This window comes from Klebsiella sp. 141251 (genome assembly GCF_050600725.1).
Classification (GTDB): domain Bacteria; phylum Pseudomonadota; class Gammaproteobacteria; order Enterobacterales; family Enterobacteriaceae; genus Klebsiella; species Klebsiella aerogenes.
Genome location: NZ_JAQIRG010000002.1, coordinates 23,983 through 38,462, shown reverse-complemented (window position 1 = coordinate 38,462; position 14,480 = coordinate 23,983). Strand labels below are relative to the sequence as shown.

Sequence of the window (14,480 nt, the reverse complement as noted above, 5' to 3'; positions counted from 1 at the left end):
TCTTAGTGCGACTTAGTTATTCGCTAATGCTTCTTCTGGTTGAGAACGCCCGCCAAACAGCACCACCGCCAACGCCAGCCCGGCAATAATCGCCCCCATCACCGGCACAAAAGCATACCCGAGACCGCCGGATATCACCGCGCCGCCCGCCGCCGCGCCCAACGCGTTACCGAGGTTGAAAGCGCCAATATTCACCGATGATGACAGACCCGGCGCTTCGTGCGCTACGCGCATTACCCGCATCTGCAGCGGCGGAACCACCGCGAAGGTTGCCGCGCCCCACACGACCATGCTGACGGCAGCACCCAGTTGCGATTGCGCCAGCAGCGGAATAGCCAACATGATGGCAATCAACAACAACAGGAATCCTTTCAAAGTGCCGGAGACTGAACGGTCGGCAAACTTACCGCCCAGATAGTTGCCAAGCGAGAAACCGACGCCGATTAATACCAACATGGCGGTAACAAACAGCGGTGAAGCGTTGGTGATGGTATGCAGTACCGGAGAAATGTAGGTATACAGCGTGAACATTGCCCCGGCGCCCAGCACGGTGGTCAACAGCGCAGAGAGTACCTGAGGCCGCATTAATACCGACAGCTCGCGCTTCACGTTCGGACGCTCGCCGGCGCTACCTTTCGGCAGGGAGAACCACAGGCTTACCATCGCAATTAACCCCAGACCCGCCGTGGCCAGGAACGACATTCGCCAGCCGATGGTTTCACCAAGCCAGGTGGCAGCCGGTACGCCGCCGATATTGGCAATGGTCAGCCCCATAAACATGGTCGCGACCGCGCTGGCCTGTTTGTGTTTTGGCACCACGCTTGCGGCAACGACCGAGCCAAGGCCAAAGAACGCGCCATGATTGAGGCTGGTGATAATGCGCGACAGCAGTAGCGTCGTGTAATCCGGCGCAATAGAAGAGAGCACGTTGCCGAGGGTGAAGATCCCCATCAGGAAGATCAATGCATTGCGGCGAGCGCGATGCGACAGCAGTAACGTCATTAACGGCGCGCCAACCATCACGCCAATGGCATAGGCGCTAATCAGCATCCCCGCGGCCGGAATAGAAACATCTACGCCTTTGGCGATAACCGGCAGTAATCCCATCGGGGAAAACTCGGTGGTACCGATACCAAAGGCACCGATCGCCAACGCGAGTAAGGGAAAGTTGATTTTCATTCAGAGACTCCATCAGGCCGATTCAGGACACGGCATTACATCAGAAGCCAAAAGCATGACATCAATCACAGAAAAACAGAAGTAAACGAAATGACAAAAGATTTTTGCAGATCTGCTAATAATGGCGGGATGGGAGGGGAAGCCCCCTCCCTGCTGGAATCAGTGCAGTACCGCGGTCAACGCGGCGGCGACGATCAGACCCAGAACAATAACCGTCGTTGTCAGCGAAAACTTTAAATTTGTGTCCATCAATTTTCTCCCCTGATTATCCCCACATAGAAAGTGAGCTTGCTCATTTTTGCACAAAAATATGCAAAAATCTTCCCGGATTTAGAGTGATGCACATTTTTGCTCTTCCCCTTTGCCGCGAGATAGGACAAAATCCCACGCTAATTTGAAAGCGTATCGGCCATTGACCCCTTCCTGTCGTTCTGTGTCGTTTTCCCAGGTGTTGCAATGTTGATCATTGTATACAGGGTGTGTATAGGCAAACGTTTACGTATCGATAATCAGACGATCAGGTCAAGGTCTGGAGTGAGAAGTAATGGCAACTATTAAAGATGTAGCGAAACGCGCAAACGTTTCCACTACAACTGTGTCACATGTGATTAACAAAACCCGTTTCGTTGCGGAAGAGACGCGCAATGCGGTGTGGGCGGCAATTAAAGAACTCCACTATTCGCCAAGCGCCGTGGCTCGCAGCCTGAAAGTCAATCACACTAAATCGATCGGTCTGCTGGCCACCAGTAGCGAAGCGGCCTATTTCGCTGAAATTATCGAATCCGTAGAAAAAAGCTGCTTCCAGAAAGGCTATACCCTGATTCTGGGCAACGCCTGGAACGATCCGGAAAAACAGCGCGCCTACTTGTCTATGATGGCGCAAAAGCGCGTTGACGGCCTGCTGGTGATGTGTTCCGAGTACCCGGAGTCCGTACTCAGTATGCTTGAAGAGTATCGTCATATCCCGATGGTGGTGATGGACTGGGGCGAAGCCAAAGCGGACTTTACCGACTCGGTTATCGATAATGCCTTTGAAGGCGGCTATATCGCCGGCCGTTACCTGATTGAACGCGGCCACCGCGAAATTGGCGTTATTCCGGGCCCGCTTGAGCGTAACACCGGTGCCGGACGCCTGGCAGGCTTCATGCAGGCGATGAAAGAAGCGCATATCAATGTGCCGGAAAACTGGATTGTTCAGGGCGACTTTGAACCGGAATCCGGCTACCGCGCCATGCAGCAGATCCTCAATCAGCAGCACCGCCCAACCGCCGTGTTCTGCGGCGGCGACATCATGGCGATGGGCGCTATCTGCGCCGCCGACGAAATGGGCCTGCGCGTACCGCAGGACATTTCGCTGATCGGCTATGATAACGTGCGTAACGCCCGCTACTTCAGCCCGGCGCTGACCACTATACATCAGCCAAAGGACTCGCTCGGGGAAGCGGCATTCAATATGCTGCTCGATCGCATTGTTAATAAACGTGAAGAGTCGCAGTCCATCGAGGTACATCCGCGTCTTATCGAGCGCCGCTCGGTTGCCGACGGCCCGTTCGTCGATTATCGCCGCTAACGCCCTCCCCCCGGCGCCGGTTATTCCGGCGCCCGCAACCACTCCCGATTCAACGTTTCGCTGTCGCCAAGATAGTCAAGTAGCCAGCTCAAAGCGGGTGAGGTATCGCTTTGTTGCCAGGTCAGGCAGCAGGCGGCATCCGGGAATGGGTTTTCCAGCGTCAAAGCCGTCCACTCCCCGCTATCGATATGCGGGCGGGCAAAGTGGCCAGGCACCATCCCGACGCACAATCCTGCCGAAAGACAGGTGGCTGAAGATTCCCAATCCGGCACCACCACCCGCTTCTGGTTATCCAGCAGCCAGGTTGTGCGCTTCGGCAGCGAACGTGAGGTATCTTCGCGCACCAGGGACGGCCAGTTGCGCAACACGTCATCGCTGAGCGGCCCTTCCATCTGCGCCAGCGGATGGCTGCTGGCGACGACACAGTGCCAGTTCAGCATCCCCATATCGCGGAAAGCGTAGCGCCCGCCCACCGGAATCGAACGCGTCGCGCCAATAGCTAATTCTACCCGCCCATCGGCTAACGCATCCCAGACGCCGTTGAAAACTTCCTGAAAAACGATCAGTTCGACATCGCTAAAATGGCGATAAAAATCAACGATCATCTGGCGCATCCGCGCCGGTTTAACGATATCGTCCACCGCAATCGACAGCTGGCCACGCCAGCCGTTAGCAATCTGCTGGCACTGCTGGCGGGTGATCTGCATTTTTTTGATAACAGAACGTCCTTCCTGCAAAAACCAGTGCCCGGCGGGGGTCAATTCAACATCACGATGGCGACGTTCAAAAAGCGGAACCGCAAGCCACTCCTCCAGTTGTCGCACCGTGTAGCTCACCGCCGAAGGTACACGGTGCAACTCCTGCGCCGCGGCGCTGAAACTCCCGTTACGCGCCACAGCATCAACCACTTCTAAGGAATATTCAGACCACATATTCTGCCTGCAAAATTTTTGAATGCATGTGACAAATAATAGCGTTTCACAAGGCGGATTACACTCCCTACACTCTGCGGCATCGTACCTGCATCAGTAGAAAGAGAACGTTATGCAACAACCTGGGAAAGGATTTTTAGTGTGGCTGGGCGGCCTGAGCGTGCTTGGCTTTCTGGCCACCGACATGTATCTACCGGCCTTTGCCGCCATTCAGCAAGACCTCAACACCTCTGCCGCATCGGTTAGCGCCAGCCTGAGCTTATTCCTCGCGGGCTTCGCGATCGGCCAGCTGTTCTGGGGGCCGCTGTCGGACCGCTATGGTCGGAAACCGATTCTGCTCGCCGGGCTGGCTATCTTCGCTCTTGGCTGCCTTGGGATGCTGTGGGTACGCGATGCGACGCTGATGCTGGTACTGCGTTTTGTCCAGGCGATTGGCGTATGCGCCGCCGCGGTGACCTGGCAGGCGATGGTGACCGACTACTATCCGGCCCAGCGCACCAACCGCATTTTCGCGACGATCATGCCGCTGGTCGGGCTCTCTCCGGCGCTGGCGCCGTTACTCGGCAGTTGGCTGTTAGTCCATCTGGAATGGCAGGCTATCTTCGCCACCCTGTTCGCTATCACCATACTGTTGATGCTACCGGCTTTTCGTCTGAAGGCGGTCGTCAAACCTGCTGGCGAAACCCAGCAGAAACTTACCTTTATGTCCCTGCTGCGTTCACGTGAATATAGCGGTAACGTGCTCATTTATGCGGCGTGTTCCGCCAGCTTCTTCGCCTGGCTCACCGGTTCGCCATTTATCCTCCATGAAATGGGCTATGGTCCGACGGTGATTGGTCTTAGCTACGTGCCGCAAACTATCGCCTTCCTGATCGGCGGTTACGGCTGCCGCGCGGCGCTGCAAAAATGGCAGGGTCATCAGATGCTGCCCTGGCTGCTGGTTGTTTTTTCGCTGAGCGTAGCCGCGACCTGGCTTGCCGGAATACAGGATCATCCGTCGCTGGTTGCGTTAATGGTTCCGTTTTGCATTATGGCGATTGTGAATGGCGGCATTTACCCTATCGTTGTCGCCCAGGCGCTGAAACCTTTTCCACAGGCGACCGGCCGCGCCGCCGCCCTGCAGAATACGCTGCAGCTTGGCCTGTGCTTCCTGGCAAGCCTGCTGGTCTCAAGCCTTATCGCCACTCCGCTTCTGACCACCACCAGCGTGATGCTGATTTCCATCGTCCTGGCAGGCATCGGTTTCTGGATGCAGCAACGACGCGTACAGTTAGTGAGCGAATCATCTCACGCTTGATGAATTTTTAAAGGATATCCCGGACCAGTCATTAGCCTGCTAATATATTTTTATTGAAAGGCGGTTTTTAGCGGCCTATACTGGATCCGGCATCACATAAATAGAAAGTTTTTTAGATATTAACGGGGGCAGGACGCAGCCCGTTTAACCATGGAAGGCCTTTCGGCAAGGGTTATCTCCCTTCCTCTGTTCTACGTCGGATAGCACCCTCACGATTTTTTCGTGAGATTTCTCACAAAGCCAAAAAAGCGTCTACGCTGTTTTAAGGTTCTGATCACTTGGGCGTGATGGAGAAGCTATGAGTTCATCGTGTATAGAAGAAGTAAGTGTACCAAACGATGATTGGTACCGGATTGCAGCTGAATTATTGGGCCGTGCCGGAATTGAAATCAATGGTTCCGCACCCTCCGATATCCGGGTAAAAAACCCGCTCTTTTTTAAACGCGTGTTACAGGAAGGGTCTCTCGGATTAGGCGAAAGCTATATGGACGGCTGGTGGGAATGCGAACGCCTGGATATATTCTTTCACAAGGTATTGCGCGCCGGGCTGGATAAGCAACTCCCCCGCCACTTCAAAGATACGCTACGTATCGCTGGCGCTCGTCTGTTCAATCTGCAAAGCAAAAAACGCGCCTGGATTGTTGGTAAAGAACACTACGATTTAGGCAACGACCTTTTCCACCGCATGCTCGATCCCTATATGCAATATTCCTGCGGATACTGGAAAGAGGCCGAAAATCTGGAGCAGGCGCAGCAGGATAAATTAGATCTTATTTGTCGCAAACTGCAGCTTGAGCCTGGAATGAAAGTGCTGGATATCGGTTGCGGTTGGGGTGGGTTGGCCTATTACATGGCCAAAAACTATAACGTCAGCGTGACGGGCGTGACCATTTCGGCTGAACAACAAAAAATGGCGCAAGAGCGTTGCGCGGGATTAGATGTCAATATTCTGCTGCAGGACTATCGCGATCTCCACGAAAGTTTTGACCGCATCGTCTCCGTCGGGATGTTCGAGCACGTAGGGCCTAAAAATTACGCCACTTATTTTGAAGTTGTCGATCGTAATTTAAAACCAAACGGTCGTTTTCTGCTGCACACCATTGGCTCAAAAATTACCGATCACAACGTCGACCCGTGGATTAATAAATATATATTCCCTAACGGTTGCCTGCCGTCGGTACGCCATATCGCCGATGCCAGCGAGAAGCATTTTGTGATGGAAGATTGGCATAACTTTGGCGCCGATTATGACACCACCTTGATGGCCTGGTACGAGCGTTTCCTTGCCAGTTGGCCGGATATTGCCGATAACTATTCGGACCGTTTCAAACGCATGTTTACCTATTATCTGAATGCCTGCGCCGGTGCCTTCCGCGCCCGCGATATTCAGCTCTGGCAGGTCGTCTTCTCGCGTGGTGTTGAACACGGCCTGCGCGTAGCCCGCTAGACTCGCTAAAAAAAGCCCCCGCAGAAATACGCTTCTACGGGGGCTTTTTTAATTATTCTTCCGCGCTTTTTTGCGCCGCTTCTTTTGCCGCCAGCACGCGTTCCACGGTATCCACCACCGCCTGAGTCTGCGGATCGATTTCGATATTCACTTTATCGCCGAGTTTTTTCACCCCAAGCGTCGTACGCTGCAGCGTTTCGGGGATCAGATGCACGCAGAAACGAGTCGGGGTCACCTCGCCAACCGTCAGGCTAATACCGTCCACGCCAATGAACCCTTTATACAGGATATATTTCATCAGCGCCGGGTCCTGTACCTTAAACCAAATCTGGCGATTGTTTTCCGAGGTGAGGATTTTAACGACTTCGGCGGTGGTCATAATATGGCCGGACATCAAATGGCCGCCGATTTCATCATTGAATTTCGCCGCTCGCTCAACGTTGACCATATCGCCTTCATGGATAGCGCCAAGATTGGTGATACGCAGCGTCTCTTTCATCAAATCAAAGCTGATTCGCGGGCCGTCAATTTCGGTAACGGTCAGGCAACAGCCATTGTGCGCCACCGAAGCACCGGTCTCCAGGCCGTCGAGCATATGCGCCGGCAGCTCCACCACGTGGGTGCGGAAATTCGGTTTCTCATCGATGGACACCACTTTCGCAGTCCCCTGTACAATACCAGTAAACATACTTTGCTCCTGTTGAGAATCGTGACGGTATCATTACCGTTATATATACGCGGAACAATAACAGTTGACCAAACAGGTTGCCAGCGCGCATCGTGCCCCCACCATTTTTTCACTGGCTTAATGGCTAATCCTCGCTACAATAGACTGGAAATTCCTCCTGTTTTTTCTTCTTGCTGCCATTTAAGGCGGCTTTTTTAGTCTCAAAATAACAACAATATAAAGGTGTTCACGTGCAGAAGTACTTTATAGAAGCGCGTCAGTTATTAGCATTGGCTATCCCGGTCATTCTGGCGCAGGTCGCCCAGACGGCGATGGGTTTTGTCGATACGGTGATGGCCGGCGGCTATAGCGCAACCGATATGGCCGCCGTGGCTATCGGCACCTCGATCTGGCTACCTGCCATCCTGTTCGGCCACGGTCTGCTGCTGGCGCTAACGCCGGTTATCGCTCAACTCAATGGATCCGGCCGCCGCGATCGTATCGCCCAGCAGGTACGCCAGGGCTTTTGGCTGGCGGGCTTTGTCTCCGTACTGGTGATGGTGGTGCTGTGGAACGCAGGCTATATCATTAGCTCGATGCACAACATCGACCCGCAGCTTGCCGACAAAGCGGTGGGTTATCTGCGTGCGCTGCTGTGGGGAGCGCCGGGATATCTGTTTTTCCAGGTCGCGCGTAACCAGTGCGAAGGGCTGGCAAAAACCAAACCCGGAATGGTGATGGGTTTTATCGGCCTGCTGGTCAACATTCCTGTGAACTACATTTTTATCTATGGTCATTTCGGCATGCCGGAGCTTGGCGGTATCGGCTGCGGGGTCGCGACCGCCTCGGTCTACTGGGTGATGTTTGCCAGCATGCTGACCTGGGTACGCCGCGCGCGCTCAATGCGCGATATCCGCTGCGCTGAGCGTTTCAGTAAACCTGATTTTTCGGTATTAAAACGGCTGGTACAGCTGGGGTTGCCAATCGCGCTGGCGCTGTTTTTTGAAGTCACGCTGTTCGCAGTTGTGGCGCTGCTGGTTTCGCCATTGGGAATTATCGATGTCGCAGGGCATCAAATCGCGCTCAACTTCAGTTCGCTGATGTTCGTTCTTCCGCTCTCGCTGGCGGCGGCGGTGACCATTCGCGTTGGCTTTCGTCTCGGCCAGGGCTCGACGCTGGATGCCCAGACCTCCGCGCGTACCGGCGTCGGCGTGGGCGTCTGCATGGCAATGATCACCGCGATTTTCACGATCCTGATGCGTAAGCAGATTGCCCTGCTGTACAACGATAACCCTGAGGTGGTGCTACTGGCCTCACAGCTGATGCTGCTGGCGGCGATTTATCAGATTTCCGACTCCATTCAGGTGATCGGCAGCGGTATTCTGCGCGGTTATAAAGATACGCGGTCGATCTTCTTTATTACCTTCACCGCTTACTGGGTACTGGGGCTGCCAAGCGGTTATCTGCTGGCGCTGACCGATATTGTGGTGCCGCGGATGGGGCCTGCGGGCTTCTGGTGCGGCTTTATCATCGGCCTGACCTCCGCTGCCATCATGATGATGCTGCGCATGCGCTTCCTGCAGCGTCAGCCGTCCAGCATTATCCTGCAGCGCGCAGCGCGCTAACCAAAAATGCTAAATAAAAGGGCAAGCCGTTGACGCGGTTTGCCCTTTTTTTGGCGTTAAATAATAAATCGACTTAAAAATAGCGCTACTTCGCAAGCCATTTGCGCTGCGGCGGCTCATAGCGGTGGAATGCGGTCAAAATCTCCTGCACATCATCGCTAAAAGTCAGCATCTCAGCATAGCGGCGGTGCATAAACCCTTCGGCGGCCATTTTTTCCGCCATCGCCTGCAGCGGATTGTAATAGCCGTTCACATTCAGAAAAGCACAGGGTTTTTCATGAATACCGAGCTGCGCCCAGGTCCACTGTTCAAAAATTTCTTCCAGCGTTCCGGCTCCGCCCGGCATGGCAATGAAGCCGTCCGCCAGCAGCGACATTTTGTTTTTACGCTCATGCATATTCTCAACGACATGCAGCTCGCTTAATCCGCTATGCGCAATTTCGCGCTCCACCAGCCCGCGCGGCATCACGCCAATGACCCGCCCGCCGTGTTCTAATGCCGCGTCCGCTACGGCGCCCATGAGTCCCACTTTGCCGCCGCCATACACGAGCTCCACCCCGGCTTGCGCCAGCGCCTTGCCAACCTGTTGCGCGTAAACCTGATAAATCGGGTTTTCCCCGGTAGAAGAACCACAAAAAATGCCAATTGCTTTCATTACTGCGCTCCGTCGTTTATTTGCCGCACACTCTAGCATAAAGTCGGTGAGCGTCTCCCCTGCCAATCCGGGCAGAAAAACGCAACGAAGCGGGATATTGCTGAAGAAATATCCTTTATCATCAGTAAAATATGGGCGACATGGATAAAAGTTCTGCAAACGCGTCTATTCTGCAAGAAAAGTGACGTTTGCCTCTTGCCACATGGCCTCCCTGCCGTTAATATGCGTCCCCGTTGTCACCACAACATTGCGTTCATAGCTCAGTTGGTTAGAGCACCACCTTGACATGGTGGGGGTCGTTGGTTCGAGTCCAATTGAACGCACCATTTGCGTTTATAGCTCAGTTGGTTAGAGCACCACCTTGACATGGTGGGGGTCGTTGGTTCGAGTCCAATTAAACGCACCATTTGCGTCCGTAGCTCAGTTGGTTAGAGCACCACCTTGACATGGTGGGGGTCGGTGGTTCGAGTCCACTCGGACGCACCATTTCAATCATTATTGATTTGGTGCGCACTTCTCTTTTTTCCTCTTGCTTTTATCTACAACGCCATCAATCGCTGTACCTGAATACTCTCCAGTTTACCGTCCAGTATCGCCAGAAAATCATCATGATAGGGCATCGCAACGTGCTGTTTCAGATCGTCTTCCGAACGCCAACGCTCAATAAACACAAATGAGATCTTTCCTTGTTGGGAAAGCTGCCTGACATCAGGGATCTCCCGGCTTTCGTGCAGGTCGTATTGCAGGCACCCTGCTTCTCTGTGCGTCGGCGGCACCATGGCTAATGCCGCATTTCTGATGGTATCGATATATTCAGGATAAGGGGTCAGCGTGGCAACAATTTTGACTTCACTCATAAGGCTTCCTCTGGCTCACCGCGTTCCCCTGGATACTATCTCTATCCAGGGAGTGAATTATTGAGCGTAGTGGTGAAGCCAGAATTACGCCAGAGTCCGCGTCAGCGCCCTTTCTCATACACCGTCATGGTAAAGACGACGGGCAACTGGCTAACATTACAATATTCATGCGGCGCATCAGTACGCGCTACCGCAGAACATCCCTCTGCCACCTGATATTGGTCATTATTCACCGTCAGGGTGAGCTGCCCCTCGGTCACGTATAGCAGTTCGTAGGTGTCGGCCGGGTGCCCCGGCGAACGGAACGATTCGCCAGGCAGCATCCGCCACTGCCAGAGCTCAAGCATATCCGGTCCGCTGGTGCCGGCCAGCAGTCTGGCGCTGCCGCCCTGCTCGCCGCGCCATAATATCGGAATTGCGTCACGGTCGATAAGATGGACCATCGGTTCACTGGCGACGTTGACAAACTCCGCCACCGACACCCCCATCGCCGCAGCGATTTTGCACAACATCGCGATACTGGGATTCGCCCGACACCCTTCGATATCCACCAGCATCCCTTTACTGACGCCTGCGCGACGGGAAAGCTCGTCGAGAGAGATCTTCTTTTCGCGTCGAAACTGCTTAATACGCCGCGATACCGCCTCATTAATGCGGCTTAGATCGTTGTTATTATCGGTCGTTATATTGACTTTGTCGTTCATCGGTCGATATTATGCTCTAAATCAGTCGTTACAGGATTATGCAATGTCTCACCCATTACCGTCAATTAGCCCACAGTTAGCCGCGATCGCCCCGGGGTTTCGGGCGCTGAGTATTACCGTCAACGCTGCGCCGCTACGTGATGCTTCTATCGGTGAAGCCGCGCTGGCCACAGCCTGTCAGGCGGTATTAGCCGGACAGCCCGCCTGGGCGGAAGATCATCTCGCGGCCTGGTCTACGGTATTCAAAACGTTTGGCGCTAAGCCAAAACGCACGCCCTGCTCCGCGGAGGCGTTGCGTAAACGCGTACTGCGCGAGGGCGCCATGCCGGCAATTGACCCGGTCGTTGACCTCTACAATGCCGTCAGCCTGCGGTATGCCGTTCCGGTCGGGGGGGAGAACATCGCCGCCTATTGCGGCGCGCCGCGTCTGGTTATCGCCGACGGTTCTGAGCTTTTTGATACGATGAAGGAAGGCTTAGCCGCCGTTGAATCAGCGGAGCCGGGAGAAGTCATTTGGCGTGACGATCGCGGCGTTACCTGCCGCCGCTGGAACTGGCGACAAGGAGTTCGCACCCGTCTGAGCGCTCGCGACCCGCAGATGTGGTTTATTCTGGAAAGCCTGCCGGAAATGCCGCTCGAAGCGCTGCATGAGGCCGGGCGGATGCTTACCGAGGGACTGGAGCAGATGATGCCCGGCCTGAGTCACCAGTCCACGTTAATCAGTCTGTAAAGGCAGGCGCAGGAGCAGGCGATGTCACTATTTTTAACCAGTTTTATCTTCGAGAAGAAAGAGTACGACGACGACTTTTATCAACTGGACGGCGTAATCGAACGCTACACCCGGTCGCTAGAAGGGTTTATCGGGATGGAGAGCTATCATGATGCCGCCAGCGGCAGAATCATCAATAATTACTACTGGCGTGACCGACAGTCTATGGAAATGATGATGAACCATCTGCAACACCAGCAGGCTAAAGCGCAGGGGCAACGCTGGATTGCCGGTTATCAAACCATCGTTGCCGAGATTGAGGGCAGCCATAATATGAACCTGCCCCATCCACTTGCGGAGTATCCACTACGCTATCAACCGCAACACCAGGAATAGACCGGCAAATACCGTTTCGGTTTATTCGGCCTGTTTCTGGCGAGTGACATAACGCCTCTTCCAGGCTTTCTTGCTACGACAGCAGGCGGTGGCTTTTGCCCAAGGCCGCAGCAATTGGGTATCTTGTAGTTCCTGCACCGCCGGGCTTTCACTCCAACGCGTCACTACTAAGGGGGATAGCGTGGTCATTACCATAGCGTTCTCCTTCAGGCGTTAACCATTCCGTAGTAAATTCAACAACTTCAGATAGAGAGTAGCACGCTTTACGGCAAGTTCCTTCAACATTTGTGTGGCTTTGTAAAGCCGCCACCCTATCAGCCCGCCCTATCATCCCCGCCTCCGTTTCAGATAAACATTCGCCGCCAATATTGATCATAAATTTTGAATGAGATACGCAAATTGTTTCGATTTTAAACAACCGGCATTGGTTCTATTCTTATCACATCGGAGCAACAGTGCTCCTCCCCAAACAAAAAATTTAAGGAATATGACCATGAAATCCATCAAAACTTTTGCTGCTGTTACCGTTCTGTCCCTGATGTCATTCGGTGCTTTCGCGCAGAGCGTGACGGCAACCGCTTCGACCCTCGACCGTGCGGAAGCGAAAATTGCCGCGCAGGCTGCAGAGCAAGGCGCGTCTTATAAAATCACCAGCGCCCAGTTCAATAACCGCGTCTATATGACTGCCGAACTGAGCAAATAATAGTGCGAGCATGGCGCGTCAGACATTCTCTCTGGCGCGCCGCGCTGCTTTTTAGCGAAGACAATGTTGTTGTCCCCTCCGTCGTTCACCTCTTCCAACCATTAATGAGATGTACTCTCCGCCAATGATTCAACCGGCTGGAAGAGACCGCAGCCATTAAACGCCTTTTCCATCCTGCTGCTGCTCAATAACCACTTGTTCCAGCACCACCGAGGCCTTATCCGCTATCCCAGCGCTGACTTTTGTCGCCAACACGTTAATAAATCCGCGCAGCTGCTGCGCCGTCAGGCCGTTGTGCAGGCTAATCGCGTAATGGCTCTTCAGCTGGCTTTCCACGCCGGATAGCGCTGCCAGCATTGAGATCGTCGCCAGCTCGCGCGTCGACCAATCCAGAACGTCACGCTGGAAAATATCGCCAAACAGATGTGCCTTCAGATAGCAGTCAATGGCCGGCGCAAAATCAAATAGCGGTCCGCTGACCGTTTGCCCTACCAGTTGTGTCTGATTACGGCTACCGGCCTGCAGGCTATCCCAGTTCTCCGGTAACGGGGTCGCTGTCGCCCCCTCGTTATCAATAACGCCTCGCGCCTGGCGCTCGGTTATCACCCTCATCAGGCAGGAGAGCGCATTCAGGCTCCGCGGAAAGCCGCAGTAGGCATACAACTGCACCAGCGTCTCTTTTAATTCATTTATTGTCAGGCCGATATCAAGCGCGGTCTCCAGCGCCGGGGCCAATGCCGCGATATTGCCTTCAGCGGCCAGGGCGCCAACCGGGATCAGCGCCTGTTGGCGCGCGTTCAATGGGTTTTGCATCGTTTGTTCTCCAAGCGGAAAGTATCGACAGGAGAAGAGGATTATAGAAACTTGGCAGGGCGTTGATTAGCCAGGTGTTAACGAACAGACCTATGAGATGGGCTCATGAATTATCTATTACGATGCTCAGGGCTTCCTTGCCCTGGGGGATATTATTCGAAGTAGACTTCCGGGTTTTCCGACAATGAAACGAAGGTTTTGGTGTCTTTATCCAGCGCGCGAATATCGCCGCTTTCGATATCATAGAACCAGCCGTGCAGACGCAGGGTTTTGTCACGCAGGCCAACCGCGACCGATGGATGCGTTTTAATGTTGTTCAACTGGGCAATGACGTTTTCCTGCACCATACCGTTCACTTTATCGGTTTCACTGGCCCAGGTTTTCTTCTCAACCACCGCTTTCGCCGCGTCGGAGTAGCGCAACCAGTGGGAAACGGCAGGCATTGGTTCCAGACATTGGCAGGTGGCGATGGCTTTCATCGCGCCGCAGTTGGAGTGACCGCAGATAACAATATCCGTCACGCCAAGGGCGACAACGGCATATTCAATGGTGGCAGACACGCCGCCCGGCTCCGGTCCAAATGAGGGCACAATATTACCGGCATTACGAATAACGAACAGCTGCCCAGGTTCCTGCTGGGTAACCAGTTCCGGAACCAGGCGGCTATCGGAACAAGAGATGAACAACGCTTTAGGATTCTGGCTCGACGCCAGGCTGCGGAAGAGCTCTTTGCGTTGCGGGAAAATCTCTTTCTGGAAGTTGAGGAAGCCCTCAATGATATGTTGCATAGCAGTGTCTCTTTTCTCTGTAGTAATTACGATATGACAAAGATCACATTTAGTTAGTGTATCACCGAAGCGCAGAATGGGAATCGTTATTGGTAATAGCTGCACAATAAGCACCCAACCTCTCCTTTGGGTGCTTAC

17 protein-coding genes and 3 tRNA genes are annotated in these 14,480 nt (G+C 53.9%); 10 read left to right on the top strand and 10 right to left on the bottom strand.

Annotated elements, in window-relative coordinates:
* Positions 1 to 12: 12 nt before the first annotated feature.
* On the bottom strand, positions 13 to 1,179 hold the full coding sequence (locus tag PGR09_RS04700; protein ID WP_015366882.1) for an MFS transporter: 1,167 nt from the start codon (positions 1,177 to 1,179) through the stop codon (positions 13 to 15).
* A gap of 159 nt (positions 1,180 to 1,338) precedes the next feature.
* Positions 1,339 to 1,428: a YnhF family membrane protein gene (locus PGR09_RS04695; protein ID WP_032705726.1), complete on the bottom strand. Its 90-nt coding sequence runs from the start codon at positions 1,426 to 1,428 to the stop codon at positions 1,339 to 1,341.
* A 295-nt stretch (positions 1,429 to 1,723) separates the two neighbouring features.
* Between PGR09_RS04695 and purR the strand changes: the two genes are divergently transcribed.
* Positions 1,724 to 2,749, top strand: coding sequence for an HTH-type transcriptional repressor PurR (purR, locus tag PGR09_RS04690; RefSeq protein ID WP_015366884.1), 1,026 nt, complete (start codon positions 1,724 to 1,726; stop codon positions 2,747 to 2,749).
* Between the two features lie 20 nt (positions 2,750 to 2,769).
* Here purR and punR read toward each other — a convergent pair whose 3' ends face one another.
* Positions 2,770 to 3,681 carry a DNA-binding transcriptional activator PunR gene (gene punR / locus PGR09_RS04685; RefSeq protein ID WP_047077699.1) on the bottom strand — a complete coding sequence of 304 codons (912 nt, stop codon included), beginning with the start codon at positions 3,679 to 3,681 and terminating at the stop codon, positions 2,770 to 2,772.
* A gap of 112 nt (positions 3,682 to 3,793) precedes the next feature.
* Here punR and punC point away from each other — a divergent pair, with 112 nt between their 5' ends.
* A complete protein-coding gene (punC, locus tag PGR09_RS04680; RefSeq protein ID WP_047042780.1) occupies positions 3,794 to 4,978 on the top strand; it encodes a purine nucleoside transporter PunC in 1,185 nt (394 codons plus the stop codon).
* Between the two features lie 298 nt (positions 4,979 to 5,276).
* Positions 5,277 to 6,425 (top strand): cyclopropane fatty acyl phospholipid synthase, encoded by a 1,149-nt coding sequence (gene cfa / locus PGR09_RS04675; protein ID WP_045392498.1) that lies wholly within the window; start codon positions 5,277 to 5,279, stop codon positions 6,423 to 6,425.
* Positions 6,426 to 6,477: 52 nt separating this feature from the next.
* Here the strand turns inward: cfa and PGR09_RS04670 are convergent, their stop codons facing one another.
* Positions 6,478 to 7,113, bottom strand: coding sequence for a riboflavin synthase subunit alpha (locus PGR09_RS04670; protein WP_315710227.1), 636 nt, complete (start codon positions 7,111 to 7,113; stop codon positions 6,478 to 6,480).
* 230 nt (positions 7,114 to 7,343) lie between these two features.
* Here PGR09_RS04670 and mdtK point away from each other — a divergent pair, with 230 nt between their 5' ends.
* The gene (gene mdtK, locus PGR09_RS04665) at positions 7,344 to 8,717 is read left to right on the top strand and encodes an MdtK family multidrug efflux MATE transporter (protein WP_047064934.1); all 1,374 of its coding nucleotides are present in this window, start codon (positions 7,344 to 7,346) and stop codon (positions 8,715 to 8,717) included.
* A gap of 85 nt (positions 8,718 to 8,802) precedes the next feature.
* Here the strand turns inward: mdtK and PGR09_RS04660 are convergent, their stop codons facing one another.
* Complete coding sequence (locus tag PGR09_RS04660) at positions 8,803 to 9,372, bottom strand: TIGR00730 family Rossman fold protein (protein ID WP_045392504.1); 570 nt, start codon at positions 9,370 to 9,372, stop codon at positions 8,803 to 8,805.
* A 249-nt stretch (positions 9,373 to 9,621) separates the two neighbouring features.
* Between PGR09_RS04660 and PGR09_RS04655 the strand changes: the two genes are divergently transcribed.
* The 3 genes from PGR09_RS04655 to PGR09_RS04645 all read left to right on the top strand — a co-directional run bounded on the left by PGR09_RS04655 (position 9,622) and on the right by PGR09_RS04645 (position 9,858).
* A tRNA-Val gene (locus PGR09_RS04655) sits at positions 9,622 to 9,698 on the top strand.
* 3 nt (positions 9,699 to 9,701) lie between these two features.
* A tRNA-Val gene (locus PGR09_RS04650) sits at positions 9,702 to 9,778 on the top strand.
* 3 nt (positions 9,779 to 9,781) lie between these two features.
* Positions 9,782 to 9,858, top strand: a tRNA-Val gene (locus tag PGR09_RS04645).
* Positions 9,859 to 9,911: 53 nt separating this feature from the next.
* On the opposite strand, the gene PGR09_RS04640 is transcribed toward PGR09_RS04645, so the two are convergent.
* Together PGR09_RS04640 and PGR09_RS04635 are read right to left on the bottom strand one after the other, a co-directional pair.
* Positions 9,912 to 10,229, bottom strand: coding sequence for a putative quinol monooxygenase (locus tag PGR09_RS04640; protein WP_045392507.1), 318 nt, complete (start codon positions 10,227 to 10,229; stop codon positions 9,912 to 9,914).
* 101 nt (positions 10,230 to 10,330) lie between these two features.
* Complete coding sequence (locus PGR09_RS04635) at positions 10,331 to 10,933, bottom strand: cupin domain-containing protein (protein ID WP_047042770.1); 603 nt, start codon at positions 10,931 to 10,933, stop codon at positions 10,331 to 10,333.
* A 43-nt stretch (positions 10,934 to 10,976) separates the two neighbouring features.
* Between PGR09_RS04635 and PGR09_RS04630 the strand changes: the two genes are divergently transcribed.
* On the top strand, positions 10,977 to 11,663 hold the full coding sequence (locus tag PGR09_RS04630) for a B3/B4 domain-containing protein (protein WP_047077698.1): 687 nt from the start codon (positions 10,977 to 10,979) through the stop codon (positions 11,661 to 11,663).
* Positions 11,664 to 11,684: 21 nt separating this feature from the next.
* Entirely contained in the window at positions 11,685 to 12,038 is a 354-nt protein-coding gene (locus tag PGR09_RS04625; RefSeq protein ID WP_047042767.1) for an antibiotic biosynthesis monooxygenase family protein, read from the top strand.
* Positions 12,039 to 12,059: 21 nt separating this feature from the next.
* On the opposite strand, the gene PGR09_RS04620 is transcribed toward PGR09_RS04625, so the two are convergent.
* Positions 12,060 to 12,233, bottom strand: coding sequence for a hypothetical protein (locus PGR09_RS04620; RefSeq protein WP_165430646.1), 174 nt, complete (start codon positions 12,231 to 12,233; stop codon positions 12,060 to 12,062).
* A gap of 298 nt (positions 12,234 to 12,531) precedes the next feature.
* Here PGR09_RS04620 and PGR09_RS04615 point away from each other — a divergent pair, with 298 nt between their 5' ends.
* Positions 12,532 to 12,741, top strand: coding sequence for a YdgH/BhsA/McbA-like domain containing protein (locus PGR09_RS04615; protein ID WP_015366896.1), 210 nt, complete (start codon positions 12,532 to 12,534; stop codon positions 12,739 to 12,741).
* A gap of 156 nt (positions 12,742 to 12,897) precedes the next feature.
* On the opposite strand, the gene PGR09_RS04610 is transcribed toward PGR09_RS04615, so the two are convergent.
* Both PGR09_RS04610 and PGR09_RS04605 read right to left on the bottom strand, forming a co-directional pair.
* A complete protein-coding gene (locus tag PGR09_RS04610; RefSeq protein WP_316422423.1) occupies positions 12,898 to 13,596 on the bottom strand; it encodes a carboxymuconolactone decarboxylase family protein in 699 nt (232 codons plus the stop codon).
* A gap of 110 nt (positions 13,597 to 13,706) precedes the next feature.
* Positions 13,707 to 14,342, bottom strand: a complete 636-nt coding sequence (locus tag PGR09_RS04605) for a carbonic anhydrase (RefSeq protein ID WP_015366898.1) — start codon at positions 14,340 to 14,342, stop codon at positions 13,707 to 13,709.
* Positions 14,343 to 14,480: the final 138 nt, after the last annotated feature.

Excerpts from the sequence above, each read along its gene's own strand:
- PGR09_RS04700 (WP_015366882.1), bottom strand. The coding sequence starts at position 1,179 with ATGAAAATCAACTTTCCCTTACTCGCGTTGGCGATCGGTGCCTTTGGT.
- PGR09_RS04695 (WP_032705726.1), bottom strand. The coding sequence starts at position 1,428 with ATGGACACAAATTTAAAGTTTTCGCTGACAACGACGGTTATTGTTCTG.
- purR (WP_015366884.1), top strand. The coding sequence starts at position 1,724 with ATGGCAACTATTAAAGATGTAGCGAAACGCGCAAACGTTTCCACTACA.
- punR (WP_047077699.1), bottom strand. The coding sequence starts at position 3,681 with ATGTGGTCTGAATATTCCTTAGAAGTGGTTGATGCTGTGGCGCGTAAC.
- punC (WP_047042780.1), top strand. The coding sequence starts at position 3,794 with ATGCAACAACCTGGGAAAGGATTTTTAGTGTGGCTGGGCGGCCTGAGC.
- cfa (WP_045392498.1), top strand. The coding sequence starts at position 5,277 with ATGAGTTCATCGTGTATAGAAGAAGTAAGTGTACCAAACGATGATTGG.
- PGR09_RS04670 (WP_315710227.1), bottom strand. The coding sequence starts at position 7,113 with ATGTTTACTGGTATTGTACAGGGGACTGCGAAAGTGGTGTCCATCGAT.
- PGR09_RS04660 (WP_045392504.1), bottom strand. The coding sequence starts at position 9,372 with ATGAAAGCAATTGGCATTTTTTGTGGTTCTTCTACCGGGGAAAACCCG.
- PGR09_RS04640 (WP_045392507.1), bottom strand. The coding sequence starts at position 10,229 with ATGAGTGAAGTCAAAATTGTTGCCACGCTGACCCCTTATCCTGAATAT.
- PGR09_RS04635 (WP_047042770.1), bottom strand. The coding sequence starts at position 10,933 with ATGAACGACAAAGTCAATATAACGACCGATAATAACAACGATCTAAGC.
- PGR09_RS04630 (WP_047077698.1), top strand. The coding sequence starts at position 10,977 with ATGTCTCACCCATTACCGTCAATTAGCCCACAGTTAGCCGCGATCGCC.
- PGR09_RS04625 (WP_047042767.1), top strand. The coding sequence starts at position 11,685 with ATGTCACTATTTTTAACCAGTTTTATCTTCGAGAAGAAAGAGTACGAC.
- PGR09_RS04620 (WP_165430646.1), bottom strand. The coding sequence starts at position 12,233 with ATGGTAATGACCACGCTATCCCCCTTAGTAGTGACGCGTTGGAGTGAA.
- PGR09_RS04615 (WP_015366896.1), top strand. The coding sequence starts at position 12,532 with ATGAAATCCATCAAAACTTTTGCTGCTGTTACCGTTCTGTCCCTGATG.
- PGR09_RS04605 (WP_015366898.1), bottom strand. The coding sequence starts at position 14,342 with ATGCAACATATCATTGAGGGCTTCCTCAACTTCCAGAAAGAGATTTTC.